The organism is Rhodobacter sp. P2_H5 (assembly GCF_056403335.1).
In genome coordinates, this window is record NZ_JBFUFS010000015.1 from 20,901 (window position 1) to 44,614 (window position 23,714).

General features: G+C 65.7%; 23 protein-coding genes, 1 tRNA gene and 1 pseudogene. 16 read left to right on the plus strand and 9 right to left on the minus strand.

What is annotated here, in order from left to right:
* Window positions 1–42: 42 nt before the first annotated feature.
* The 8 genes from AC1DVR_RS17720 to AC1DVR_RS17755 all read left to right on the plus strand — a co-directional run bounded on the left by AC1DVR_RS17720 (window position 43) and on the right by AC1DVR_RS17755 (window position 7,692).
* Window positions 43–1,293, plus strand: a complete 1,251-nt coding sequence (locus tag AC1DVR_RS17720; protein ID WP_478001932.1) for an MFS transporter — start codon at window positions 43–45, stop codon at window positions 1,291–1,293.
* Window positions 1,286–2,176, plus strand: coding sequence for a DMT family transporter (locus AC1DVR_RS17725; protein ID WP_478001933.1), 891 nt, complete (start codon window positions 1,286–1,288; stop codon window positions 2,174–2,176). The genes AC1DVR_RS17720 and AC1DVR_RS17725 overlap by 8 nt, the downstream gene beginning before the upstream one ends.
* Before the next feature lie 64 nt (window positions 2,177–2,240).
* Window positions 2,241–3,158, plus strand: a complete 918-nt coding sequence (locus tag AC1DVR_RS17730; RefSeq protein WP_478001934.1) for a DMT family transporter — start codon at window positions 2,241–2,243, stop codon at window positions 3,156–3,158.
* Between the two features lie 65 nt (window positions 3,159–3,223).
* On the plus strand, window positions 3,224–4,096 hold the full coding sequence (locus AC1DVR_RS17735) for a DEAD/DEAH box helicase family protein (protein WP_478001935.1): 873 nt from the start codon (window positions 3,224–3,226) through the stop codon (window positions 4,094–4,096).
* Between the two features lie 87 nt (window positions 4,097–4,183).
* Entirely contained in the window at window positions 4,184–5,104 is a 921-nt protein-coding gene (locus AC1DVR_RS17740; protein WP_478001936.1) for a homoserine O-succinyltransferase, read from the plus strand.
* Window positions 5,094–6,056 carry an alpha/beta fold hydrolase gene (locus AC1DVR_RS17745; protein WP_478001937.1) on the plus strand — a complete coding sequence of 321 codons (963 nt, stop codon included), beginning with the start codon at window positions 5,094–5,096 and terminating at the stop codon, window positions 6,054–6,056. The genes AC1DVR_RS17740 and AC1DVR_RS17745 overlap by 11 nt, the downstream gene beginning before the upstream one ends.
* Before the next feature lie 42 nt (window positions 6,057–6,098).
* Complete coding sequence (gene ppk2 / locus AC1DVR_RS17750) at window positions 6,099–6,968, plus strand: polyphosphate kinase 2 (protein ID WP_478001938.1); 870 nt, start codon at window positions 6,099–6,101, stop codon at window positions 6,966–6,968.
* 109 nt (window positions 6,969–7,077) lie between these two features.
* Window positions 7,078–7,692, plus strand: a complete 615-nt coding sequence (locus tag AC1DVR_RS17755; protein WP_478001939.1) for a TetR/AcrR family transcriptional regulator — start codon at window positions 7,078–7,080, stop codon at window positions 7,690–7,692.
* 77 nt (window positions 7,693–7,769) lie between these two features.
* On the opposite strand, the gene AC1DVR_RS17760 is transcribed toward AC1DVR_RS17755, so the two are convergent.
* The 5 genes and pseudogenes from AC1DVR_RS17760 to AC1DVR_RS17780 form a co-directional block, all read right to left on the minus strand.
* On the minus strand, window positions 7,770–8,849 hold the full coding sequence (locus AC1DVR_RS17760) for an ABC transporter ATP-binding protein (protein ID WP_478001999.1): 1,080 nt from the start codon (window positions 8,847–8,849) through the stop codon (window positions 7,770–7,772).
* A 17-nt stretch (window positions 8,850–8,866) separates the two neighbouring features.
* Entirely contained in the window at window positions 8,867–9,673 is an 807-nt protein-coding gene (locus AC1DVR_RS17765) for an ABC transporter permease (protein ID WP_478001940.1), read from the minus strand.
* Window positions 9,674–9,903: 230 nt separating this feature from the next.
* A pseudogene (locus AC1DVR_RS17770) lies at window positions 9,904–10,818 on the minus strand (ABC transporter permease); the annotation flags it as partial.
* Window positions 10,819–10,989: 171 nt separating this feature from the next.
* Window positions 10,990–11,244 carry a hypothetical protein gene (locus AC1DVR_RS17775; RefSeq protein ID WP_478001941.1) on the minus strand — a complete coding sequence of 85 codons (255 nt, stop codon included), beginning with the start codon at window positions 11,242–11,244 and terminating at the stop codon, window positions 10,990–10,992.
* A 146-nt stretch (window positions 11,245–11,390) separates the two neighbouring features.
* A complete protein-coding gene (locus tag AC1DVR_RS17780; protein ID WP_478001942.1) occupies window positions 11,391–12,788 on the minus strand; it encodes an aminotransferase-like domain-containing protein in 1,398 nt (465 codons plus the stop codon).
* Between the two features lie 89 nt (window positions 12,789–12,877).
* Here AC1DVR_RS17780 and AC1DVR_RS17785 point away from each other — a divergent pair, with 89 nt between their 5' ends.
* Window positions 12,878–13,087: a DUF1127 domain-containing protein gene (locus tag AC1DVR_RS17785; protein WP_478001943.1), complete on the plus strand. Its 210-nt coding sequence runs from the start codon at window positions 12,878–12,880 to the stop codon at window positions 13,085–13,087.
* Window positions 13,088–13,247: 160 nt separating this feature from the next.
* Here the strand turns inward: AC1DVR_RS17785 and rpsI are convergent, their stop codons facing one another.
* The 3 genes from rpsI to AC1DVR_RS17800 form a co-directional block, all read right to left on the minus strand.
* Window positions 13,248–13,733, minus strand: coding sequence for a 30S ribosomal protein S9 (rpsI, locus tag AC1DVR_RS17790; protein WP_478001944.1), 486 nt, complete (start codon window positions 13,731–13,733; stop codon window positions 13,248–13,250).
* 2 nt (window positions 13,734–13,735) lie between these two features.
* Window positions 13,736–14,200 (minus strand): 50S ribosomal protein L13, encoded by a 465-nt coding sequence (rplM, locus tag AC1DVR_RS17795; RefSeq protein ID WP_478001945.1) that lies wholly within the window; start codon window positions 14,198–14,200, stop codon window positions 13,736–13,738.
* A gap of 159 nt (window positions 14,201–14,359) precedes the next feature.
* Window positions 14,360–15,130, minus strand: a complete 771-nt coding sequence (locus AC1DVR_RS17800; protein WP_478001946.1) for an SseB family protein — start codon at window positions 15,128–15,130, stop codon at window positions 14,360–14,362.
* A 324-nt stretch (window positions 15,131–15,454) separates the two neighbouring features.
* On the opposite strand from AC1DVR_RS17800, the gene AC1DVR_RS17805 reads away from it, so the two are divergent.
* The 4 genes from AC1DVR_RS17805 to kdsA all read left to right on the plus strand — a co-directional run bounded on the left by AC1DVR_RS17805 (window position 15,455) and on the right by kdsA (window position 20,300).
* Window positions 15,455–16,759, plus strand: a complete 1,305-nt coding sequence (locus AC1DVR_RS17805) for a Na+/H+ antiporter NhaA (RefSeq protein WP_478001947.1) — start codon at window positions 15,455–15,457, stop codon at window positions 16,757–16,759.
* Window positions 16,760–17,030: 271 nt separating this feature from the next.
* On the plus strand, window positions 17,031–17,690 hold the full coding sequence (locus tag AC1DVR_RS17810; RefSeq protein ID WP_478001948.1) for an ABC transporter ATP-binding protein: 660 nt from the start codon (window positions 17,031–17,033) through the stop codon (window positions 17,688–17,690).
* Window positions 17,668–19,434 (plus strand): KpsE/RkpR family capsule polysaccharide export protein, encoded by a 1,767-nt coding sequence (locus AC1DVR_RS17815; RefSeq protein WP_478001949.1) that lies wholly within the window; start codon window positions 17,668–17,670, stop codon window positions 19,432–19,434. The genes AC1DVR_RS17810 and AC1DVR_RS17815 overlap by 23 nt, the downstream gene beginning before the upstream one ends.
* 35 nt (window positions 19,435–19,469) lie before the next feature.
* The gene (gene kdsA / locus AC1DVR_RS17820; protein ID WP_478001950.1) at window positions 19,470–20,300 is read left to right on the plus strand and encodes a 3-deoxy-8-phosphooctulonate synthase; all 831 of its coding nucleotides are present in this window, start codon (window positions 19,470–19,472) and stop codon (window positions 20,298–20,300) included.
* A 239-nt stretch (window positions 20,301–20,539) separates the two neighbouring features.
* Here the strand turns inward: kdsA and AC1DVR_RS17825 are convergent, their stop codons facing one another.
* The gene (locus AC1DVR_RS17825) at window positions 20,540–21,724 is read right to left on the minus strand and encodes a BaiN/RdsA family NAD(P)/FAD-dependent oxidoreductase (protein WP_478001951.1); all 1,185 of its coding nucleotides are present in this window, start codon (window positions 21,722–21,724) and stop codon (window positions 20,540–20,542) included.
* A gap of 112 nt (window positions 21,725–21,836) precedes the next feature.
* Here AC1DVR_RS17825 and AC1DVR_RS17830 point away from each other — a divergent pair.
* From AC1DVR_RS17830 to AC1DVR_RS17840, 3 genes are all read left to right on the plus strand, one after another.
* A tRNA-Gln gene (locus tag AC1DVR_RS17830) sits at window positions 21,837–21,911 on the plus strand.
* A 263-nt stretch (window positions 21,912–22,174) separates the two neighbouring features.
* Window positions 22,175–22,999, plus strand: a complete 825-nt coding sequence (locus AC1DVR_RS17835; protein ID WP_478001952.1) for a Stf0 family sulfotransferase — start codon at window positions 22,175–22,177, stop codon at window positions 22,997–22,999.
* 230 nt (window positions 23,000–23,229) lie between these two features.
* The gene (locus tag AC1DVR_RS17840; RefSeq protein ID WP_478002000.1) at window positions 23,230–23,682 is read left to right on the plus strand and encodes a hypothetical protein; all 453 of its coding nucleotides are present in this window, start codon (window positions 23,230–23,232) and stop codon (window positions 23,680–23,682) included.
* Window positions 23,683–23,714: the final 32 nt, after the last annotated feature.

The following is a 23,714-nucleotide window of genomic DNA, read 5'->3' on the forward strand; positions in this document are numbered from 1 at the left end:
CGGGGCCGGACCAATGTCCGCCCGCGTTTCCATTGGTGGATCATGGCCGAAAATCCCTTGCGTTTCCTGACGCGTCATCCCGATTACCTGCGCTATTTCATCGGCATGGTGCCAATCCAGTTCGGTGCCCAGATCGAGGCGATCACCATCGCCTGGCAGGTCTATCACATCGCCCGCGCCACCCGGAGCATCGAGGAAAGCGCCTTCATGGTCGGCATGGTCGGCCTGTGCCAGTTCGTGCCGATGTTCGTGCTGACGCTGTTCGCCGGCACCCTGGCCGACCGGGTCAGCCGCAAGGCCATCGTGATCTGGGCGCTTCTGGCTGAGGCGGCGGGCGTCATCGCGCTGGCCTTCCTTGCGCTGCAGACCGCGCCTTCGCTGCAGGCGATCTTCGTGATTGCCGCCGTTTTCGGCGCGGCGCGGGCCTTCCTGTCGCCTGCCGCCTCGGCCCTGGTGCCGATGCTGGTGACGCGGACCGACATGCCCAAGGCGATCTCGATCTCGACCACGGTCTGGATGACGGCGGTGATCGTCGGCCCCTTCATCGGCGGCTTGCTGATCACGCTGAGCATGGCGGCGGCCTATGGGATCACCGCACTCGCCTATGGCATGGGTGTCGCCTGCCTCGCCCTGATCCGCACCCCCACCACACCCGAGCGGCAGGAGGGTCATCCCCTGACCCAGCTGCGCGAGGGGTTGGTCTATGTCTGGCAGAACAAGGTGGTGTTCGGGGCGATCTCGCTGGATCTGTTCGCCGTGCTTCTGGGCGGGGTGACGGCGCTGCTGCCGGCCTTTGCCACCGATATCCTGCAGGTCGGCCCCCTGGGCAACGCCCTGCTCCGCATGGGACCAGCCGTCGGCGGGCTGGCGATTTCGGCCTGGCTGACCTTCTTCCCGATCAAGCGGGCGGCGGGGGTCAAGATGTTCCTTGGCGTCGCGGCCTTTGGTCTGGCCACGCTGGTCTTTGCCTTTTCCCGCTCGATGTGGCTGTCAGTGCTGGCGCTGGCGGTGCTGGGCGCGGGGGACATGATCTCGGTCAACGTCCGGCAAACCCTGATCCAGATCGTGACGCCAGACCATATGCGGGGCCGGGTTTCGGCGGTCTCCGGCCTCTTCATCTCCGGCTCCAACGAGCTGGGCGAGTTCGAAAGCGGGGTCCTGTCCCGCTTCATGGGCCCGGTGATGGCGGCGGCTTTTGGCGGCATCGGCACGCTGATCGTGACCGGGATCTGGGCCACGATCTTCCCCGCCCTGCGCAAGGCCGATACATTGGATGGAACAACCCGTGACTGACGCTGTAAGCCTGCCTTCGGACACCTATCATCCCTGGAAGGCCGCGGCCTGGATGATGGGCTCGGTCGTCTCCTTCTCGCTGATGGCGGTGGCGGGGCGCAATGTCGTCCATGTCCATGACACGTTCGAGGTGCTGATGGTGCGTTCGGCCTTCGGCTTCGTGCTGGTCGTGCTGGTGGGCCTGCTGACCGGCCGCCTGCACGAGGTGACGTTGCAGCGGATGCCGGGGCATTTCCTGCGCAATATCGTGCATTTCGCCGGACAAAACCTGTGGTTCCTCGCCCTCACCCTGATCCCCCTCGCCCAGGTCTTCGCGCTGGAGTTCACCTCGCCGATCTGGGTGATCCTGCTGTCGCCGATCTTCCTGGCCGAGAAGCTGACGGCGCAACGGCTTGGGGCTGCGGCCCTGGGCTTTGCCGGCATCCTGATCGTCACGCGGCCAGGCATGGCCAATATGAACATCGGGGTTCTGGCCGGCGCGGGGGCGGCGGTCTGCTTTGCCGCCGTCTCGATCATGACCAAAAGGCTGACGCGCGGGATCAGCGTCATCGGCATCTTGTTCTGGCTGACCTTCATGCAGTTCTTCTTCGGGCTGATCGCGGCGGGCTATGACGGCCATATCACCTGGCCCACGGCGCAGACCCTGCCCTGGCTGGCGCTGATCGGCCTCTGCGGGGTGACGGCGCATCTGAGCCTGACCTCGGCCCTCGCCCTCGCCCCGGCGGGCTTTGTCGTGCCGATCGACTTTCTGCGCCTGCCCTTCATCGCCGTCATCGGTGCCCTGTTCTTTGCCGAGCCTTTCGACCCCTTCGTGCTGGCCGGGGGTGCGGTGATCTTTGCCGGCATCCTGTTGAACATCCGCGCCCAGTTTCGCAAAGGCTGAGCCGGAAGGCGCAGGTTCCGGGTGGCCTTGGCCGCCCGGAACGGAGCAAAGGAGCCTTATGACCATGCCCATCGCCCAAACCCGCCTGAGCGTGAAAAGCTGGGGGCTTCTCCTCCTCCTCGCCCTGATCTGGGGCGGGTCGTTCACTGCCAACCATGCGGCCCTGGCCGAACTGCCGGTGACGCTGGTGGTGGCCGGGCGGACGAGCATCGCGGCCTTGGCTCTGTGGGCCTATATCGCCGCAACTGGCCTGCCGGTGCCGCGCGGCTGGAGGTTTGCCCGCGATGCGCTGGTGCTTGGCATCTTCAACAATGTCGTCCCCTTCAGCCTGATCGTCTGGGGCCAGACCCAGATCGCCTCGGGTCTGGCCGGGATCCTCAACGCTTCGACGGCGGTGTTTTCGGTGCTGGTCGCGGCGGCGGTCTTCCCGGATGAGCGGCTGGGCCCGCGCCGCCTCATCGGCGTGGTGCTGGGGCTGGCGGGCGTGGTCGTGGTGATCGGCCCCGCGGCGCTGACCCATCTCGACCTGACCTCGCTGGGGCAACTGGCGATGCTCGGGGCGGGCCTCTCCTATGCCGGGGCCGCCGCCTATGGCCGCCGCGCGCTCAAGGGCATCCGGCCCGAGGTCGGGGCGGCGGCGATGCTGACCGCCGCCGCGCTGATCATGGTGCCGACCGCCCTGATCCTGAACGGGGTGCCCGAGACGCCGCAGGGCAAGACCCTGCTCGCCGTCCTCTACCTCGCCCTCATCGCCTCGGCCCTTGCCTACCGGCTGTTCTACACGATCCTGCAGGCGGCCGGCGCCGGCAACCTTGGCCTTGTTACCCTGCTCATCGCGCCGGTCGCCGTGGTCTTCGGCGCGCTGGCCTTTGGCGAGGCGCTGCCGCCCACCGCCTTTGCCGGCCTCGCCCTCCTGACCCTCGGCCTCGTGGTGATCGACGGGCGGCCGCTCGCCTGGATCATCCGGCGATTTTCCGCGTGAATCTCCGCGCCCGAGCGGCTAAACCCCGGACATCCTTTTCGCCGGGCACGAGGAACCGAAAGCCGATGATCTACCAGACCGCGCAAGACTACCTCTCCGCCCCGCGCAAGCAGGTGCTGTTGTTCGGCATGTCGGGTCTGGGCAAGACCACGCTGTCCAACATGCTGCGCGACACCAAGGGCGCGGGCGGCTGGTTCCATTACTCGGTCGATTACCGGATCGGCACCCGCTACATGGGCGAATACATCGCCGACAACTTCAAGCGCGAGGCGATGAAGGTCCCGCTGCTGCGCGAACTGCTGATGTCGGATTCGGTCTATATCGCGTCCAACATCACCTTCGACAACCTGGCCCCGCTGTCGACCTACCTTGGCAAGCCCGGCGCCGCCGAACACGGCGGCCTGCCCCTGGAAGAATACCAGCGCCGCCAGGCCCAGCATGCCAGCGCCGAAGTGGCCGCCATGCTCGACACCACCCGCTTCATCGCGCGGTCCAAGGACATCTACGGCTATCCGCATTTCATCTGCGACACCTCCGGTTCGGTCTGCGAGGTGGTCGAGGCTGACAATCCCGCCGACCCGGTGCTGCGCGAAATTTCCGACCATCTGCTTCTGGTCTGGATCAAGGGCACCCCGGCCCACAGCGCCGAACTGTGCCGCCGCTTTGACCGCGCGCCGAAGCCGATGTACTACCGCCCCGCCTTCCTGATGCAGGTCTGGGAGGAGTTCCTCCGCGAACAGGGCAAGGGCCCGGAGGAGGTCGACCCCGACGCCTTCCTGCGCTTTGGCTATGCCCGGCTTCTGGAAAGCCGCCAGCCGCGCTATCAGGCGATGGCGGAATGGGGTGTCACCATCACCGCCGAAGAGGCCGCCGAGGCCAGGACGCCCGAGGCCTTCGACGCCCTGATCGCCCGCGCCATCGACCGCAAAGGGGCTTGATCGCCCGACCGGAACTCTTACTTAACCACCCTGCCCTAGGCTCCTTCGCCTGACGTGCCAGACCAAGCCTGAACCCCCGAGGATTCCATGCCCATCACCCTGCCCGAAACCCTGCCCGCCTATGACGTTCTGCGGTCCGAGGGCGTCATGGTCATGTCGCCCGACCGGGCCGCGCATCAGGACATCCGGCCCTTGCGGATCGGGTTGTTGAACCTGATGCCGAAGAAGATCCAGACCGAGAACCAGTTTGCCCGGCTGATCGGCGCCACGCCTTTGCAGATCGACTTCCAGCTGATCCGGATGACCGAACATCAGACCAAGAACACCGCCGCCGAACATATGGCGACCTTCTACCGTCCCTTCGCCGAGGTGGAAGCCTCCGGTGAAAAGTTCGACGGCCTGATCATCACCGGCGCGCCCATCGAACACCTGCCGTTTGAGGAGGTGACCTATTGGGACGAACTGAAACGCGTGATGGACTGGACCCAGACCAACGTGCATTCCACCTTCGGCGTCTGCTGGGGCGGCATGGCGATGCTCTACCATCACCACGGCGTCCAGAAACACATGCTTCCGGCCAAGGCCTTCGGCTGCTTCCCGCAGCTGAACCTTGCGCCGACCTCGCCCTATCTGCGCGGGTTTTCCGATGAATGCGTGATCCCGGTCAGCCGCTGGACCGAGGAAAAGCAGGAGGAGATCGACGCCGCCGGCCTGCGCACGCTGCTCGGCTCGCCCGATACCGGCCCCTGCCTGGTCGAGGATGCCAGCCGCCGCGCGCTTTATATCTTCAACCACTTCGAATATGACAGCGGCACGCTGAAGCAGGAATACGACCGCGATATCGCCAATGGCACGCCGATCAACGTGCCGATGAACTACTATCCGGGCAACGACCCGAGCCGCCCGCCGCTCAACCGCTGGCGCAGCCATGCCCATCTGCTTTACGGCAATTGGGTCAATGAGTTGTATCAGACCACCTATTTCGACCTGAACCAGATTGGCAGCTGACCCGACCCTGCTGGCACTTGTCCTCGCAGCGCTTGCGCTGGCGGCGCTGGGTCTGGTCTGGCGGGTGCGGAGCCGGGCTGCGGCGATCCGGCGGCGCTTTCCGCCGCTGGGGCGGATGGTGCAGGTCGCGGGGCGGCGGGTTCACGCGCTGACACTGGGCACCGGGCGCGACCTCGTGCTGTTGCACGGCGCCTCGGGCCAGGTGCGCGACCTGCTGCCGCTGATGGAGCGTCTGGCGCCGCATTTCCGGGTGACGGCGCTGGACCGGCCCGGGCTTGGCCATTCGCAAAGCCTTGGCGCGGGCGGTGTGGCGCCCGCTGACCAAGCCCGGCACCTCGCGGCGGCGGCGCAGGCCCTCGGGCTGAAGGCGCCGATCGTGCTGGGGCAAAGCTATGGCGGGGCGGTGGCGCTGGCCTGGGGGCTGGAGGTGACCGGCGATCAGGCGGCGGCGGCGCTGGTCCTCGTCTCGGCCGCGGCGATGCCCTGGCCGGGCAAGCTCGACTGGACCTACCGGCTGACCGAAACCGCGCTGGGGCGGGTGCTGATCCTGCCCTGGGCCACGGCGCTGATCACCGACCGCAAGCTGCAGGCGATGATGCCGGGGCTTTTCGCCCCCGAGGCGGCGCCGCCCGATTATGCGGCGCGCACCGGGGCGGCGCTGGCCCTGCCCTATGGCCATCTGGCCGACAATGCCCGCCAGGTGAACGCGCTCTTTGCCCATGTCACGGTGATGCAGCACCGCTATGGCGAGCTGCTGATCCCGGTCGAGGTGATCCACGGTGCCGCCGACCCGATCGTGCCGGCAGCGGTTCATGCCGAACCGGTCAGCCGCCTGATCCCGGGGGCCGCGCTGACCGTCCTGCCCGCGGCGGGCCACATGCCGCATCACAGCCGCCCCGACGACGTGGTGGCGGCGGTTCTGCGCGCGGCGCGCCGCGCCGGGTGGACTTGACCGCAGGCTTTGCCCTACACAAGGGAAAACCGGAGGAAGATCATGGACCTGCCATTCGACGGTGCCATCACCCGCTATTTCAGGAAAGACGCCCCGAAAGAGGTGCGCGAGGCGATCGAGACCGCCTCGAAGGACGAGATCCTGTCCAAGGCCTATCCCTACCGCGAAGAGATGAAGAAAAAGGACTACGAGGCAAGGATGGAGGTTTTGCAGCTGCAACTGGTGCGGATGCATTACGACCTGAAAGCCAAGGGCAAACGCCTGATCGTGGTCTTCGAGGGCCGCGATGCGGCGGGCAAGGGCGGCACGATCGAGGCGATCAGGCTGAACCTCAACCCGCGGGTGGCGCGCGTCATCGCCTTGCCCAAACCGACCGAGCGCGAGGCGGCGCAGTGGTATTTCCAGCGTTATGTCGACCAGCTGCCCGCCTTGGGGGAAATCTCGCTTTACGACCGCAGCTGGTACAATCGGGCGATCGTCGAACCGGTCTTCGGCTTTTGCACCCCCGAACAGCGGGCGAAGTTCTTTCGGCAACTGCCGGATTATGAACAGATGATCACCGACGAGGGGATCGTGCTGGTCAAGCTCTGGCTGGAAGTGAACCGCGCCGAACAGCTGCAACGCTTTCTGGACCGCGAGAAGGACCCGCTGAAACAGTGGAAGCTGAGCCAGATCGACATCGACGGCCTCGGCAAGTGGAAAGACTATTCCGAAGCGATTGCCGATACGATGAAGCGGTCGAATTTCAGCTATGCGCCCTGGACGGTGATCCTGTCGGACGACAAGCTGCGCGCCAGGATCGCGGCGATCCAGACCGTGCTGAACGCGATGGACTTTGACGGCAAGGACCCCGGGCTGATCGGGGCGATCGATCCCAAGGTCTGTGGCGGGCCTGACGTGATGGGGATGTGAAGCGCAGGTTGGGCGCGGGTCGGACGGGGGGCGCGCGGCGGCTCCGGCTGGGGGGCTTGCCGCCCCCCAGACCCCCCGCGGATATTTCTGTCTGGATGAAAGACGCGACGTGAAGCAAGGCTATCATCATGGCAATCTGCGGCAGGCTTTGGTGGAAGCGGCGCTGGAGCTGATTGCGGAGAAGGGGCCGACCGGGTTCACCCTTTCGGAGGCGGCCAAGGCGGTGGCGGTGACGCCGGCGGCGGTCTACCGGCATTTCGCCGGGCGCGACGAGCTGATCGCCGAAGTGGCGCGCCAGGGCTATGACATTTTTGCCGCCCTGATGGAGTTCGCCTATAACGACGGCAAACCCTCGGCGCTCGCGGCGTTTGAGGCGACCGGGCGGGCCTATCTGGCCTTTGCACGCAAATACCCCGGGCATTACATGGCGATGTTTGAGAGCGGCCTCAGTTTCAACGCCCATCCTGACCTTGCGTTGATGGCGCAGAAGGCGCGGTCGGTGCTGGAGAAGGCGGCGGAGAGTTTGAGCCAGCATATGCCCATGGGGCGGCGGCCGCCGGCGTCGATGTTTTCGGCGCATATCCTGGCGATGAGCCATGGTGTGGTGGAACTGTACATGCGCGGCAATCCGGGGGCGAAATCGCCCTTCTCGCCCGAGGATCTCCTGGAGAGCGGGATCGGGATCTATCTGCGCGGCCTCGGGCTTTTGAAGCCGGATGCCTGAACTTACGCTGTATGGCGCAAGGCTTACGCCGTAAGCCCGGGGGACTTACGGCGTAGGGACAGACTTACAGGCGAAGGTCAGCGGAACATCACCAGGGCGCCGGGGCTCCAGCCGAGGCGGGCGCGGGTGCCGATGTCGAGCACCGGACGACCGAAGACGTTGCGCATCGACAGGCGCATCGGCTCACTCGTGCCATCGAGGACCACGTCGTAATAGGTCATGTCGCCGTAATAGACGACCTCCTGGATCGTCGCCATCGTCTCGCGGTCGGTGGCGGTTTGGCCCTCGAAGAGCAGGGTTGCGGTTTCGGGGCGGAAGCCCACGGTGCAGCCGCCGGGCGAGGGTTGGCCGGTCACCTGTTTTTCAGCGTCCAGCGTGATGCGGCCGAAGCCCTGGGCCTCGACCTCGACCTTGCCGCCGGATTCCGAGATCAGCTTGGCAGGCAGGAAGTTCATCGTGCCGATGAAATTGGCGACCGCCCGGGTCTTGGGCAGCCGGTACAGGGTTTCGGGGCTGTCGAGCTGGGCGATCTGGCCTTCGAACATCACGGCGATGCGGTCGGACATCACCAGCGCCTCTTCCTGGTCATGGGTGACCAGAATGAAGGTGATGCCGACCTGGCGCTGCAGCTTGATCAGCTCGACCTGCATATTCTCGCGCAATTTTTTATCAAGCGCCGAAAGGGGTTCGTCCAGCAGCAGCACCTTGGGCTTCAGGATCAGGGCGCGGGCCAGGGCCACGCGTTGACGTTGGCCGCCCGAGAGCGCATTGGCCGCCCGCTTGCCATAACCGGCAAGGCCGACCATGGCCAGAGCCTCGTCCACCGCCTTGGCCTTGTCTTCCTTCGAGCGTGGGTCCTTGCGCAGCCCGAAGCCGACATTCTGTTCCACCGAGAGATGCGGGAAGATCGCGTAGCTTTGGAAGACCATGTTGGTCGGGCGCTGGTTGGCCGCGACATTCGCCATATCCTTGCCATCGATCAGCACCACGCCCGAGGAAATCCCCTCGAACCCGGCAATCGTGCGCAGCAAAGTGGTCTTGCCGCAGCCCGAAGGCCCGAGCAGCGAGAAGAACTCCCCCGCCTTGATCGTGGCATTGATGCCGCGCAGCGCGTGGTAGTCGCCATAATATTTATGGACGTCCTTGAATTCGATCATGTCAGGTTTGTCAGACGTCACAGGAAGCCTCCGGTATCCTTGGCGCCGGTCTTGGCTAGGCCACGACGGCGGAAAAACTCGGCCAGGGCGAGAAGGAGGATCGAGACCCCCACAAGAATGGTCCCCAAGGCCATGATATTGGGCACGTTTTTCGGAAAACGCAGCTGCCCGTAGATATAGGTCGACAAGAGCGGTTCGCCCGAGCCGAGGAAGTTGGCCAGGATGAACTCGTCAATCGAGATGGTGAAGCAGATCAGGAGGGCCGAGATGATCCCCGGCATGACGAGCGGCAGGATGATCAGGTAAAAGGTCGAGATCGGGCCCTCGCCCAGATCCTGCGCCGCCTCCTCCAGCGATTTGTCCAGGGACTGGAAGGCCGAGGTCAGGATCGCCACGGCGAAAGGCGTGCAGATCAGCACATCGCCGAGGATGATGGTGAAGAGCGACAGTTGCACCCCAAGCGACAGAAGCACGACGAGGATCGCCATGGCCATGATCATGTCGGGCAGCACCATCGGCAAGAGGATCAGCCCCATCAGCGGCCCCGACCCTTTGAAGGTGTAGCGCGTGCTGGCGCGGGCCGCGAAGATCCCCAAGGTGGTGGCGAGGACCGAGGTGCAGACCGCCACGATCAGGCTGTTCTTCAGGGCGATGCCCAGTTGTGCGTCGTGAAAGACGTTCTGGAACCATTGCGTCGTGAAGCCGTGCAGCGGGAAGGCCACCGCGGTCGCATCGTTGAAGGCGAAGATCGGCAGGATCACGATGGGCGTGTAAAGGAAGGCCAGATAGGCCAGGGTGTAAATCCGCAGCGTCGGGAATTTCATTTCACACTCCTGATCTTGCCGCCGACCAGCACGAGGTACAGCGCCGCATGCCAGACCACGGCGAGCATGATCGCCATCACCGGGCTGCCCATCGCCTCACCCAGCGCGCTGAACACCAGGAACTGCGCCACGACCGCCAGGACGCAGGCCGCGCCGCCAAGGATCCATGGCATGCCGGCGCCGCGCACCGTCACCCGTTCGGCGACCCATTTCATCAGTACGGCGCAAAGCTTACTTTGTACGAAGGCGTAGAACAGGACCAGCACCACCGCGACCATCGACGACACCGCCGCCGCCGAGCCCAAGGGCCGGTTGTCCGCCTTCAGCATCTGCTTTTCGATCATGTTGGCGATCATCGGGATCTTGCCACCGCCAATCAGGTTCGGCGTCACATAATCGCCGATCGTCGGGATGAAGACGATCAGCACCGCCGCGACCACGCCGGTCATCGACAAAGGCAGCGTCACCCGCAGGAAAGTGGTGAACCGCGTCTCGCCCAGATCCTGCCCGGCCTCAAGCAACGAACGGTCGATCTTCTCCAGCGCCACATAGATCGGCAGGATCGCAAAGGGCGCGTAGGAATGCGCCAGCGTCACCACCATGGCCTGGATCGTATAGGCCATCTGCAAGGGCTCCGAGATGATCCCCACCTCCATCAGGGCCGAGTTGATCACCCCGGTGCGCCCGATCATCACGTTCCACATGAAGACGCGGATCACGTAAGAGGTCCAGAACGGGATGGTGATCAGGAACAGCCAGAGCGACTTTTTCGCCGGCGAGACCTCGAAACTCAGGAAATAGGCCACCGGATAGGCCAGGAACACCGTGGTTGCCGTCACCAGGATCGATACGATCATCGAGCGCATCAGCAGGGTCTGCACCACCGGATCGGTCCAGGCGCCCAGATAGGTCTCGGTCGAAACCGTGCCATCGGGCAACTGGGAATGGCATTCGCCCACATAGTTGCAAAGCTGGAAATGTGGGATGATCGACAGATAACCGTCGGTAAGGAAGGAATAAAGCAGCGTCGTGGCCAGAGGCGCGGCGAGGAGCAGTATTGCGTAGATCGCCGGAGGGCTGATCAGGGCAAGCCCACTCGCAGCCTCCGATCCCCAGAAGCGGCTCCGCTGTTGCGGTTCAGACATCAATCACCCTGTTGGCTCGGTTCTTGGTAACTTGACATGCGGCGGCTTGCAGATGCCGCCTCTTCTAACGTTTGATCAAATTAAGCAGCTTGCGCTGCGTCGCGCAAGCGATTTGATGGCGAGATTGCGCCTGAGCCTCGGGCCTGACAAGACGGATGCTGGAAAACCGGGCTAAAGCGTGCCAGATTCCACGGCGATCGCCCGCTTCTTCAACTCTTCCATCAGGCGCGGCACGACATGCGGGCTGGCGACCGCCAGCTGCATCGCCTCGACCAGGGCCTCGTCGGGGCCGGCTTCGGTCAGGCGCCAGATCTGGCGGTGGGCGGCGCCGTCCTCGTAGACAATCTCGGTGCGGCCGGCACGGCTGACGCGCCAACCCAGAAAATCCGCGCCCTGCGGCGCGTGGAAAGTGGATTGAAGTCCCATGTTACCTCTTCGCCGGGCGCTTTTTTGACTGCTCGCTTATGCCCGATGGCTCAGAGTGCCCAAAGCTTTCCCTTTACGTCAATCCCTTGCGGATGACGCAGCGCAGCATGAGTCCCGCGGGACACAGTGCCTGACGGTGTAAGGCGTCACACCGCCATGTCGTTGGGCGGAAAGGCCAGCAGGCTGCACAGGCTTTCCAGCCCCTGTTCCAGCCGGATCCGCGCGGAATCGCCCCCCAGCGCCATCCGCACGGCATTGGGCGCGCGGCCCGTCACCATGGCGTATTGATCGGCCGAGCGCAAAAGCACGCCGGCCTCCTCGGCCCGCCGCGCGAAGGTCGAGGCGCGCCAGCCCTGCGGCAGGTTCAGCCAGACGAAGGGCAGGCCGGGCTGCCAGCGGATGTCGAAGCCGCCGAGGATATTGGCGGCCATCCGGCTGCGGGCGGCGAATTCCGCCATGACCTTGGTGCGGATCTCCTCCGCGGCGCCGGACTGGAAGAGCTCAAGGCACAGCGCCGAGACCGCCTGCGACAGCGCGAAATAGCTTTGCTGGGCGGCCAGGCGCCCGGCCTCGCCCATGCCGGTCGGGCAGATCACGAAGCCAAAGCGCAAGGCCGCCGAGACCGATTTCGACAGGCTGCCGATGTACCAGACCCGCTCCGGCGCCAGTGCGCGCAGCGTGGGCCGGTCGGACAATCGGGCCGAATAGCATTCATCCTCGATGATCTGCAGATTGTACTTGCGGGCGATGGATACAATCTCGGCCCGCCGCGTTTCAGACATCCGGGCCGTGGTCGGGTTCTGCGCCTCGGGCGTCAGGCAGAGCACCTGCGGCCCATAGCGCCGGCAGGCCAGTTCCAGCGCATCGGGGCGCATCCCCTCGTCATCCAGCTCGACGCCGTAAACCTCGGCCCGGGCCAGACGGGCGGCATAGCGGAAGCCGGGGTAGCACAGGTCCTCGACCAGAACCACCGGCTTGTCGCCGCGCAGGCAGCAGTTCAGGATCAGCGAAACGCCATTTTGCCCGCCGTGGCTCAGCACCACATCCTGCGGGCCGACCGGGCCCATGGTGCGGGCCGAAAGCCAGGCGCAGACGGCGGAACGCAAAGGCAATTCAGCGGCTTGGCTGGTATAGTCCAGCCATTGGTCATCAATCTTGCCGGCCATCCGGCGCAACGCCTCACCCAGCGCCGCGACCTGGCCGACCTCGGGCAGGTTGGGTGAGCGGAGATCGAGCCGGCCATCCACCGGCCTGTTGTCGCGCTCCGCCGGGGTGGGAGCCGGCGGCCCCAGGGGCTGGCGCTGCGCCGCAACGAAAGTGCCGCGCCCGACCGTGGCCTGCAAAAGCCCCTCTTGCGTGACGATCTGGTAGGCGCGGGCCACGGTGCCCGGCGTCACCTTGATCTGCCAGGCCAGATCGCGCACCGGCGGCAGCCGCGCGCCCTCGGCCAAGGCGCCGGAGCGGATCGCCCCGCGCAGGGCTTGCGCCAGCGCCAGATACTTCGGGCCGTCATCGGCAAGTTCTGGCTGCCAAATTGTATCCATGACAATTGTCCTCTGGCGATTCTTCGCCCTGCATTGTATCTATTATCTACGATAAACGCAAACTTGTATCAACACAATCGAGATGGAAAATGACCGCCCTTGACGTGAATGTCCTGCGCCTGCCCCTGCCGCCCCTGTCGCGCGCCCTGCTGCGTGCCACATTGGTCGTCGTGCAATGGGACTTGCGACGCCGGACCCGCAAGGACTTGCGCGGTCTGACCGACTATATGCTGCAGGATATCGGCCTTGACCCGATGTCCGCCGCGCAAGAGGCGGCCAAGCCCTTCTGGAAGGCCTGAGGCCCCGAAGGCGCCGCCCTCCCCCCGAGTTTTCCCCGACTAGGGCCGCAATTGCGGCCCTTTTTTTCGTTCCCGTCCTGGCCCGGACCCTGTCAAAGCCATCGGTACAAAGCAAAAGGCCCGCGCCAGGGGCACGGGCCTTTCGGGAATGTCGCGCGTATTAGCGCTTGGAGAACTGGAAGGACCGGCGGGCTTTGCGCTTGCCGTACTTCTTGCGTTCCACCACGCGGCTGTCGCGGGTCAGGAAGCCAGCGGCTTTCAGGGCGCCACGCAGAGCGGGTTCATACAGCTGCAGCGCCTTGGACACGCCGTGCTTCACAGCACCGGCCTGACCCGAGAGACCGCCGCCAGCCACCGTGGCCATCACGTCGAATTGGCCTTCGACATTGGCCACCGTGAAGGGCTGGGCGAGGATCATCTGCAGCACCGGACGGGCGAAGTATTCCGCCATGGTCTTGCCGTTGACGATGACCTTGCCGGAGCCCGGCTTGATCCAGACGCGGGCGACCGCGTTCTTGCGCTTGCCGGTGGCATAGGCGCGGCCCAGCTTGTCGCGCACAGCGACGCGGACCGGGGCCAGCGAGGCTGCCGGAGCAGCTGCGCCAACGGCCGATTTCAGATCGTCGAGAGATTTGATATCGGTCATGATCATGCGCTCCGGGTGTTCTTCGGGTTCATCGCCTTGATGTCGATGACCGTGGGTTGCTGGGCTTCATGCGGATGGGCCGCACCGGCGTAGACACGCAGGTTGGTCATCTGCACGCGGCCAAGACGGTTGCGCGAGATCATGCGCTCGACAGCCTTTTCCACGATGCGCTCGGGGTGCGCGCCGTCGAGGATCTGTTCGGCGGTGCGCATCTTGATGCCGCCCGGGTGGCCGGTGTGCCAGTAGTATTTCTTGTCCTTGCGCTTGGTCCCGGTCATCTGGATCTTGTCAGCATTGATGATGATGACATTATCCCCCATGTCCATGTGGGGCGTGAAGGTCGGCTTGGTCTTGCCGCGCAGGATCGAGGCCGCGAGAGTCGCAAGGCGGCCCAGAACAACGCCTTCAGCGTCGATCAGGACCCACTTCTTGTCGATATCCGCGGGCGTTGCGGTAAAGGTTTTCATATCGGAACCTAAGTTGGAGGGCGAACTAGCCGCCGTGATCTTGGATGGCGGCTTATCGCTGATGCCCCGCAGCGGGTCAAGTGCCGTGTGAAAGTTTAAAACGTGTAAAATCAATACCTTATGATGTGAGGTATTATTTTACCCCAATCATGGCGCGCCTCAGCGCAGGCGCGGCGGCTTGTCGGGGTCCGAGCCGGGGGCTTGCGGCGGCTCAGGCATCGGGGGCGGGACCACCTCGGCCGCGCTGACCGTCAGGCCCGCGCCGCTGATCCGCAGGAAAAGCGCCGTCTCCGCCCCGGCGAAGGCGAGGTCGAGCGCCGCGGCCTCCAGCCCCGAAAACACCAGCGCCTCGGCCACGGCGCGTGCCATCCGCGCCTCGGCCTCGGGACGGATGCCCGACAGGACCAGCATGTGGCCCTGTCCGCCGCCCTGATAGGTCACCTGCGCCAGCGCCGCCGCCGCACCCGAGGGCAGAAGCCCGCCCAAAGCCGTCAGCAGGCCCTGCGGCAGATGCGGGGCGGCAAGGGCGGCAATCCGCGCCTCGGCCTCCTCCGGATCGGTCTGCGAAAGCATCTCGGCCAGCCAGTCGATCGCCTCGGGCGGCAGGATCGTCTCGCTGGGACAGGCGGTCCCGAGGTTCAGCCCGAGGCCCAGCCCCTGTCCCGCCAGTTGCGCCGCCAGCACCCGCCCCGGCAGCACCGCATAGGGCATCGGATCGTCGCTGATCGTGGCCAGACGCTCCTCGCTGTCAAAGGCGAGCAACAGGGGCCCCTCGGCCAGGTCATAGACCCGCGGCGTCATCACCTCGCCCGTGGCCTCTTCCTCCAGCACGAGGAACAATTCGGCATCGGCAAGGCTGCGCCAGAAGGCCAGCGCCTCGGCCTCGCCGCCGGCCTCCATCGCCGCATGGGTCTGATCAAGGATGGTCATCTTGCCTCCGTTCCCCCGGCACAAGAAAGGTCAGCGGGGTTTGCGCCTGCCGCTACTGCGGGCGGCGCGCTGCTTCAAGGAAAAAGCGCCAGCCTGCCCGCGGCGGGGCCCGTCCGGGGCAGGCGAGGGCGTCCGATCCCTGCCCAATTCCGCAGCGCCGGGAGGCCGCCCCCTCCGCCGCGAAGGGCGCCATGTGGGCGTTGCCGCATCACTCCGGCCCTGCTGCGCGGTCGCAGTGATGCCCGTCGTTGCCAGCGCTTGCGGCCCGGCCTATGCCGATCAGAAGGCCCCGCGACACCGCTTCCGAAAGGCTCGATTCGCCCGATGTACCGCGTCTCCTCTCACCTTCCCCGTTTTGCCGGCGCCCTTCTGGCGGGCGCCCTTGCGGCCACGCTCTGGGTGAATATCGCCCCCGACAGCTATTTCGACGCGATGGAATACCGGCTCTGGACGCCGGGCCTGCCCGCCTGGATGGGCCTGCCCGACCCGGTGCTGACCCTGCAGCTGATCACCTCCGAAGGGCTGATGGCGCTGTTCATCGCCTTCATCGCCAAGGAGTTATGGGAGGCGCTGGTGCTGGAGCGGGGCAGTCTCTCGGGCCCCGGGCGGCGGGCGATGCCCCTTGGTGCGGTTCTGGGCGGGGTGATCGGCGCGGTTCTGGTCTGGCTGGCGACGGCGGGGCTGGAAATTGGCCTCACCTCGCAGCTGGGCGACGGGTCGGTGGCGGATGCCGGGCTCGGCGTCAGCACCGGCTGGCCTCTGCCGGTCGGCTCGGATGTCGTGCTCTGCTATGTCTTTGGCGCAAGGGTCTTCGGGCGCGATCATCCCGCGCTGCATCTTTTGCTTTTGATCGCCATTGCCTTCGACATCCTGGGGCTTCTGTCCCTGGCGCTGGCCTTTCCCTTCGGCGCGCTGCATCCGGTCTGGCTGGTGCTGCCACTGCTGGCGCTGGCCGCCGTCTGGCCGCTCAGCGCGCGCGACACCCGCCCGCAGGCGAGCGAGGTGCAGCACCGCCGCGCCGCAGCCCTCTGGCCCTGGGTTCTGGCCGGCGCTCTGTGCTGGGCCGGGGTGGTGCTGGCCGGTCTGCCCGGTGCCCTGGGCCTTCTGCCGCTGATCCCGCTGGTGCCCCATGCCGGGCGCAGCTTCGGCCTGTTCGCCGAGGCCGAGGAGCTGTTGCACGACCCCCTCAACCGGCTGGCGCATTACCTGGTCTATCCGCTGCCGCTGGTCCTGTTCCTCTTCGGTCTGACGCGTGGCGGGATCGAGCTTTCGGCCCTCGGCCCGATGACCGTGCGGGTTCTGGCCGCCCTCTGGCTCGGCAAGCCCCTGGGGCTGCTGATCGGCGCCGGGATCGTCGTGCTGATGGGCCGCGGCTCGCTGCCCTCGGGCCTCAGGATTTCGGATCTGGTCCTGATCGCGCTCCTGTCGGGCATCGGCGTGACCGTGCCTTTGCTGGGTCTCGACTACACCCTGCCCGGCGGCGTGCCCGAGGATCAGGCCCGGGCCGGCGTCGCCCTCAGCCTGTGCTTCGGCCCGCTGGCCATGGTTCTGGCGCGCCTGCGTCCAGGCACACGGACTGACCTGCGCCCCGCCCCGCGCCGCAAGCCGGCGGTCAAGGAGACCCCCTGAAAGCCCCCCAAACAGACGTCCCCGGAAACCCTGACCGCCCAAGCCCTTGCGGCGCCCCTGCCGCATCGCAGCTTCTCCGCAGACCGAACATATTGCTGCCCGATTGCGCGCTATTGTCTCGCCCGGACCGCAGTCTTAAATTGCCGCGGACAGGCAGGCGTGCACCTGCTGTTAATGGTAATCCCTTAGGCCGGTGCGCAGGCCGGCCGCACCGGCCAGCTTCGGGGCCGGTCGGGCCATGCCCCAGGATGGGAGCGGAACGCGAAACGACATGATCGAATTCGAGAATGTCAGCAAAAGTTTCTGGACCGGGAAAAGCCGCAAGGTGATTCTCGACCGGGCCTCGTTCAAGGTCACGCTGGGCCATTCGCTGGGGATCCTCGCCAAGAACGGCACCGGAAAGACCACGATCATCAACATGATGGCCGGGCTGGAAAAGCCGGACGAGGGCGTCATCCGCCGCACCGCGCGCATTTCGTTTCCCTTGGGCTTCATGGGCGGCCTGATCTCGAAACACTCCGCGACCGAGAACGCCCGTTACATCGCAAGGCTCTACAGCCTCGACCCCGATTACGTCGAAAGCTTCTGCCGCTGGCTCTGCGCCATCGACGAATATTTCGACCGCCCGGTCGGCACCTATTCCTCGGGCATGCGGTCACGCTTCAACTTCGCGCTGATGCTGGCTTTGGAGTTTGACATCTACCTGATCGACGAAGGCATGCCCTCGACCACCGATGTCGAATTCAACCGCAAGGCCGGCGCCATCCTGCGCCAGCGCCTGCAGAATGCCACCGTGATCATCGTCAGCCACCAGCCCAAGACGCTGGAGAAATTCTGCCGCTCGGCCGCGGTGTTGAAGAACGGCCAGCTTTACATGTTCGAAACTTTGCAGGAAGCGAAACAGTTGTATGACTACGAAGCTCACAATTAGCCGTTTCCGCACCCGCAAGGCCGACCCCGCCGCCGCCCCGGCGCCGCGCGCGGCCGACATGGCCACGGCGGTGCAGGGCAATGCCGCCCTGGACAGCCAACCGCTGCCCCCGCGACGCCCTGACGTGCAGCGCCCTGACCTTCAGCGTCTCGGCAATGACGCCTTCATGCCGGACGAGACCGACGACGGCTTTGGCGACCAAAGCTTCCTACGCCCCGAACCCTCCGCAGCCAGCCCCGCCGCCAGCCCCGCCGCCAGCCTCGGGGCCGACACCGGCTCCCCGCCCGAAGAGATCGACGCCATCCGGCGTGAGGGGCTGACCGGCCGCCAACTGCGCGTCGCCCGCCGCATGGCGCAGAAACACGCCCTGCCCGCCACCTCCGATTTCGACGCCGTGCGCCTGTTGCGCAAGGCCGGCATCGACCCCTTCGGCCGCTCGGCCGTGCTGGAACTGGTGCAGGGCGATGCCGAGGGCGACGAACTGCCCGCCGATGACCTCGAACCCTCGCGCGCGCTGACCGTCTCGAAGGGCGGCCAGGACCGGCTGCCGCAGACGGTGAAGCCGGTGCCGCTGCCCTCGACCGAACTGCGCGTCGAAGAGGCCCATATCGCCGAGGTGCGGCGGATCCAGACCGACATCATCGCCCGCCGCCGCCGCCGTCTGGCGCTGATGTGGTCGAAGCTCGCGGTCTTCGTCTTCCTGCCGACGCTGCTCGCCGGCTGGTATTACTTCATGGTCGCCACCCCGATGTATTCGGTGACGACCAAATTCGTGATCCAGCAGGCCACCGCCGCCTCGCAATTCTCCTCGCTCTTCACCGGGACCGCCTTTGCCACCTCGCAGGATTCGGTCACGGTGCAAAACTACCTGCAATCCATCGCCGCGATGGAGCGGCTTGACGACGACAACGGCTTTCGCGCCCATTTCTCGGCCCCCGACATCGACCCGATCCAGCGCTTGCCGGAAAAGGCCAGCACGACCCAGACCTACAACCTCTATCAGCGCTACGTGAAGGTCAGCTATGACCCGACCGAGGGCCTGATCAACATGGAGGTCTCGGCCGCCACCCCGGCCAAGGCGGTGGAGTTTTCCAAGGCCCTCGTCGGCTATGCCGAAGGCCAGGTCGACCAGATGACCGCCCGCCTGCGCGGCGACCAGGAAAACAGCGCCAAGTCGAATTTCGACGATGCCCAGGCCAAGCTGCAGGTCGCCCAGACCCACCTTGTGGAACTGCAGGAAAAGTACAAGACCCTCAGCGCCGATGTCGAGGCCGGCCTCGTGACCAGCCAGATCGGTGCGCTGAACGCCCAGGTGATGACCGAAAAACTCTCGCTGGCCCAGATGCAGGCCAACCCCAGCCCGAACCAGGCCCGGATGGACCCGGTGATCACCCGCATCAAGACGCTGGAGGATCAGATCGCCCAGCTGCGCGCCGGTCTCACGCAAGACAACAGCGCCGGCCCCTCGCTGGCCTCGGTGCAAAGCCAGATGGTCATGGCCACCGCCGATGTGGCGACCCGGCAGATGATGCTGGCCCAGGCCACCAACGCGATGGAAACCTCGAGGATCGAGGCGCAGCGCCAGACCCGCTATCTCGAACTCGCCGTCGAACCCCTGCCGCCCGACACGCCCAGCTATCCGCGCGCTTTCGAGAATACGCTGGTGGTGATGTTGATCTTTGGCGGCATCTACCTGATGATCTCGATGACCATCGCCATCCTGCGCGAGCAGGTTTCGGGCTAAGGCCCAAACTTTGTGGCCCCTTTAGGAACATTGTGATGAAAGACGTCAAGATCGGCGGCCTCACGGCCTCCAACGACCGCCCGCTTCTGGTGATCGCCGGCCCCTGCCAGCTCGAAAGCCTCGACCATGCCCAGATGATCGCCGGCCACATGGCCGAGGTCTGCGCCGCCGCCGGCGCGCAATATGTCTTCAAGGCAAGCTATGACAAGGCCAACCGCACCAGCCTGAAGGGCCGCCGCGGCCTCGGCATCGACGCGGGCCTGAAGGTGCTGGAGGCGGTGCGCGCCATGGGCATGCCGGTCCTGACCGACATCCATGACGCCGAACAGGCGCGGATGGCGGCCAAGGTGGTGGATGTGATCCAGATCCCGGCCTTCCTCTGCCGCCAGACCGACCTCCTGCTCGCCGCGGGCGAAACCGGCGCCGTGGTCAACATCAAGAAGGGCCAGTTCCTCGCCCCCTGGGACATGGCCAATGTCGCCGACAAGGTGGCCTCGACCGGCAACGAAAAGATCCTGCTGACCGAACGCGGCGTCTCCTTCGGCTACAACACGCTGGTCACCGACATGCGCGGCCTGCCCACCATGGCGCAAACCGGCTATCCGGTGATCATGGACGCCACCCATTCGGTACAGCAACCCGGCGGCCAGGGCAGTTCCTCGGGCGGCGACCGCCGCTTCGCCCCGGTCATGGCGCGCGCCGCCGTCTCGCTCGGCATCGCCGGCGTCTTCATCGAGACGCATCAGGACCCCGACAATTCCCCGTCCGACGGCCCGAACATGGTCTACCTGAAAGACATGAAAGGCCTGATCGCCAGCCTGATGGACTTCGACCGCCTCGCCAAGGCCGCTCCCCTCCGGCTCTGAAACCCCAAGGCCGGGCCAAAAACCCGGCCCACCCCCCCAGATTTGCCTTCTGCCCAAATACTCCCGGCGGAGCCAAGAACCCGAGCCGGTTGGCCGCAGGCCAGAGGCGAGACAAAGTCTTGCGCCGCAGGCGCGCCTTTGGACTCCGACAACGTCCTAACAAAACCTTAAAGAATTAATAAATACATATATATCACAATATCTTACCAAACCTTGCACGCGTGCAAGCCCGAGGTCCTTCACAAAGCCTGCCCCGCCGCCCAGCCCGAGGCCCAGGCCCACTGGAAATTATACCCGCCAAGCCACCCGGTCACATCGACGACTTCGCCCACGAAATACAGGCCCGGCACCGCCTTGGCCTCCATGGTCCGCCCGTCGAGCGCATCGGTATCCACCCCGCCCAAAGTCACCTCCGCCGTCCGGTAGCCTTCCGACCCAACCGGCATCAGGCTCCAGTCCTGCAGGACCTTCGCGATCCGCTCCAGCTCCGCTCCCGAGAGGGTGGCCAGCATCGCCTCCCCCAGCCCCAGCTGCCCCGCCACCACCCGCGCCAGCCGCTCGGGCATCAAACCCGCCAAAGCCGTCCGCAAAACCTGCCGCCCGTTGGCCACCTTGGCCGCCCGCAAGGTCGCCGCCACATCAACCCCCGGACACAGCGCGAGCCTTATCCCCTGCCCCTCGCGCCAATAGCTCGAGATCTGCAGGATCGCCGGCCCCGACATCCCCCGGTGGGTGAAAAGCGCCGCCTCGTCAAACCCCGGCCCCTGCGCCGCCCTGGCCCGCACCGGCAGTGCTACCCCGGTCAAAGGCGCCATCCAGGCCAGCTCCTGCTCGGCAAAGGTCAGGGGCACCAGCGCCGGCCGCGTCTCGACCAGCGGCAGGCCGAAACTCTCGGCCAGCCGGTAGCCATAGCCCGTGGCTCCCATCTTCGGAATCGACTTGCCGCCGGTCGCGACCACAACCTTGCCCGCCCGCACCGGCCCGCGCTCGGTCTCGACGACGAATCCCGCCGCCTCGCGTCGCACCTCGCCCAGCGAGCATTTCAGCCACAAGGCCACCCGTGCCCGCCCCATGTCGGCCAGCAGCATGGCGACGATCTCCTTGGCCGAGCCGTCGCAGAAGAGTTGCCCGAGGGTCTTCTCATGCCAGGCGATTCCCGCCGCATCGACCCGCGCCACGAAATCGAGCGCCGTGAAACGCTTGAGCGCCGAAAGCGCGAAGCGCGGATTCTTCGAAAGGAACTGCCCAACCCCCGTCCCAAGGTTGGTGAAGTTGCAGCGCCCGCCCCCGGAAATCCTGATCTTCTCCCCCGCCGCGGTCGCATGATCGACCACCAGCACCCGCCGCCCGCGCCGCCCCGCTTCAATGGCAGCCATCATTCCGGCCGCACCGGCCCCGAGGATCACGACATCATATTGTTCCATAGCCTCTGTTAGACTGCCAAAGCCCCGCGTTCAACGACCGGATTTTTTTGCATCATTTTCCGGCCAAACCCTCTTGCAGCCCCCGAAAGACCCCGCTAAACACCGCCGCAGTTGGGGCGTCGCCAAGCGGTAAGGCAGCGGTTTTTGGTACCGCCATACCTAGGTTCGAATCCTAGCGCCCCAGCCAACTACCCCTGAAAGCGCGCAAGTCGAGACCGGTTTGACCGGTCCTCGCCGCGCATCGCGGGGTGGTGATCCGGGGCGGAAATTTTCTGATGACCGCGCGGGACGGGGAGAAATTCCCGATGTCCCCGCGGCAACAGGGGCTGGCCGTGACGCGCCAGGACCAAGCTCTCTCTTGTGGACTGCGGTCTTCCTTCGTAGGACGGAAAGAGGACGGCAGCTGCTTTGACCAGCGGCAGCGCCTCGACATCTGGCAGAAAGACCTCGATGCAAGAATATCCCTTTCTCTTCGACCGCTCGGCGGATCGCTGGTTCCTTGACGAATACGCCCGGCTCCTGCCCGGCGACTCCGGTGCCCCATCAGACGAGACGCCCTTCGGGAAAGTCGAACGGAAATTCGTCGTCGCCTTCACGCCCCGGGTCGCCAGCACGCTGCTTTGCCAGAACCTGTTCACGTACGGGGTCTTCGTCGCCGAGTTCTTCAATCCACTGCATCTCGACATGGCCACCCACACGCCCGGCGCCCCGGACAGCCGGGCGCTGTGCGCGGATCTGGTCACGCGTTATGCCCTGAACGGCGCCTGGGGGGTGAAGGCGCATGTCCAGTCGATGGTGCCGCTGTTTCGCGCCGGAGAGTTTCCGGCCCATCTGAAGGAATGGCGGTTCGTCTACCTCTGGCGCGAGAACGCCGTGCGGCAGGCGATTTCCCAGGTGATCGCCGAGATCCGCGAATCGTGGTCTTCATGGGACGTGACCAAGCGCGAGGTCACGGATGCCGATTATTCCCATGCCGCCATCGCGCAAGCGATGCGTAGCATCGGCCTGTCCAAGGAGTCATGGGAGAGGTTTTTCGCGCTCCATGGCATCGATCCGCTGCGGATCGAGTACAAGGAGATCACCGCCGATCCGGCAGCGGCGGCGGCGCGCGTCGCCAGTTATTGCGGACTGGCGCCGGTCGGGCGCGAGCTTGTCCATGAATTCGACGACCCCCCGCTCACGCCGCAGACCACGCCGCTGAACGCCGCCTGGGAGGAACGCTTCCGCGCCGAAGAGGCGGCAATGCGCGCCGCATCGGGCCCCGAAACGCCATAGCCGCACTGATCCGGGGCGCTCCGCCGCGCCGGATCCGGCGCGGCGCAAAGGGCAGCGCCTGCCCCCCTTCTGTCCGCGCGGCGGGAACCCGCCGATCCTTGCCCTGGCCGGGGCGGTGGCGCCGCGGTGGCTCCTCTGGCCTTCCGGCCCCTGATACCGTAAACCGGGCCCGAATGAGGGGGAGGCGCGGTCCTGCTCTCCCCAAGGCCCGGGGTGGTGCGTCCGTGACTATGCGTTTTCTGAGCAAGATCTGTGTTCTGGCCCTGCTCGCCGCCTGCGGCGACAAGAGCGTCGACATGCGGCTTTACCCGGTCGAGGGCCCGATCGCTTTGGCCCATCCCTCGCAGGTCATCTCGATCGCCACCACCTACCGGACCGCGACCTCGGGCGATATCGGCTTCAGGATGCCTCCGCCGAGCAAGGTCTATTGCAAGGGCACCTGGACCTCGGTGGCGCCCAAGGTGGCAAGCCACGAGCGCGGCCTGAAGCTCGGCCTGCGCGACACCGGCGGCAGCTACAGCAATTCCTCCAAGGACGTGGCCGGGATCAACTCGGGCGAGGTCTATGCCGTCTGCACCGACGGCACCCGGGTTCAGGGCCATTTCATCAGCGGCTCGGGCACCGAAAGCGGTACGGGCCGGGTGACTGACACCCTGGGCAACACTTATAAACTGCTGTTCTGATCCTTCGCGCCGAACCGCGTTCTTGCCATGAA

Coding starts and splice junctions, on each gene's coding strand:
- AC1DVR_RS17840 (WP_478002000.1), top strand. CDS start 23,230: ATGCGTTTTCTGAGCAAGATCTGTGTTCTGGCCCTGCTCGCCGCCTGC.
- ppk2 (WP_478001938.1), top strand. CDS start 6,099: ATGGACCTGCCATTCGACGGTGCCATCACCCGCTATTTCAGGAAAGAC.
- AC1DVR_RS17765 (WP_478001940.1), bottom strand. CDS start 9,673: ATGAAATTCCCGACGCTGCGGATTTACACCCTGGCCTATCTGGCCTTC.
- AC1DVR_RS17805 (WP_478001947.1), top strand. CDS start 15,455: ATGTACCGCGTCTCCTCTCACCTTCCCCGTTTTGCCGGCGCCCTTCTG.
- AC1DVR_RS17735 (WP_478001935.1), top strand. CDS start 3,224: ATGATCTACCAGACCGCGCAAGACTACCTCTCCGCCCCGCGCAAGCAG.
- kdsA (WP_478001950.1), top strand. CDS start 19,470: ATGAAAGACGTCAAGATCGGCGGCCTCACGGCCTCCAACGACCGCCCG.
- AC1DVR_RS17800 (WP_478001946.1), bottom strand. CDS start 15,130: ATGACCATCCTTGATCAGACCCATGCGGCGATGGAGGCCGGCGGCGAG.
- AC1DVR_RS17835 (WP_478001952.1), top strand. CDS start 22,175: ATGCAAGAATATCCCTTTCTCTTCGACCGCTCGGCGGATCGCTGGTTC.
- AC1DVR_RS17815 (WP_478001949.1), top strand. CDS start 17,668: ATGACTACGAAGCTCACAATTAGCCGTTTCCGCACCCGCAAGGCCGAC.
- AC1DVR_RS17720 (WP_478001932.1), top strand. CDS start 43: ATGGCCGAAAATCCCTTGCGTTTCCTGACGCGTCATCCCGATTACCTG.
- rplM (WP_478001945.1), bottom strand. CDS start 14,200: ATGAAAACCTTTACCGCAACGCCCGCGGATATCGACAAGAAGTGGGTC.
- AC1DVR_RS17740 (WP_478001936.1), top strand. CDS start 4,184: ATGCCCATCACCCTGCCCGAAACCCTGCCCGCCTATGACGTTCTGCGG.
- AC1DVR_RS17810 (WP_478001948.1), top strand. CDS start 17,031: ATGATCGAATTCGAGAATGTCAGCAAAAGTTTCTGGACCGGGAAAAGC.
- AC1DVR_RS17760 (WP_478001999.1), bottom strand. CDS start 8,849: ATGATCGAATTCAAGGACGTCCATAAATATTATGGCGACTACCACGCG.
- AC1DVR_RS17825 (WP_478001951.1), bottom strand. CDS start 21,724: ATGGAACAATATGATGTCGTGATCCTCGGGGCCGGTGCGGCCGGAATG.
- AC1DVR_RS17785 (WP_478001943.1), top strand. CDS start 12,878: ATGACCGCCCTTGACGTGAATGTCCTGCGCCTGCCCCTGCCGCCCCTG.
- AC1DVR_RS17775 (WP_478001941.1), bottom strand. CDS start 11,244: ATGGGACTTCAATCCACTTTCCACGCGCCGCAGGGCGCGGATTTTCTG.
- rpsI (WP_478001944.1), bottom strand. CDS start 13,733: ATGACCGATATCAAATCTCTCGACGATCTGAAATCGGCCGTTGGCGCA.
- AC1DVR_RS17780 (WP_478001942.1), bottom strand. CDS start 12,788: ATGGATACAATTTGGCAGCCAGAACTTGCCGATGACGGCCCGAAGTAT.
- AC1DVR_RS17730 (WP_478001934.1), top strand. CDS start 2,241: ATGCCCATCGCCCAAACCCGCCTGAGCGTGAAAAGCTGGGGGCTTCTC.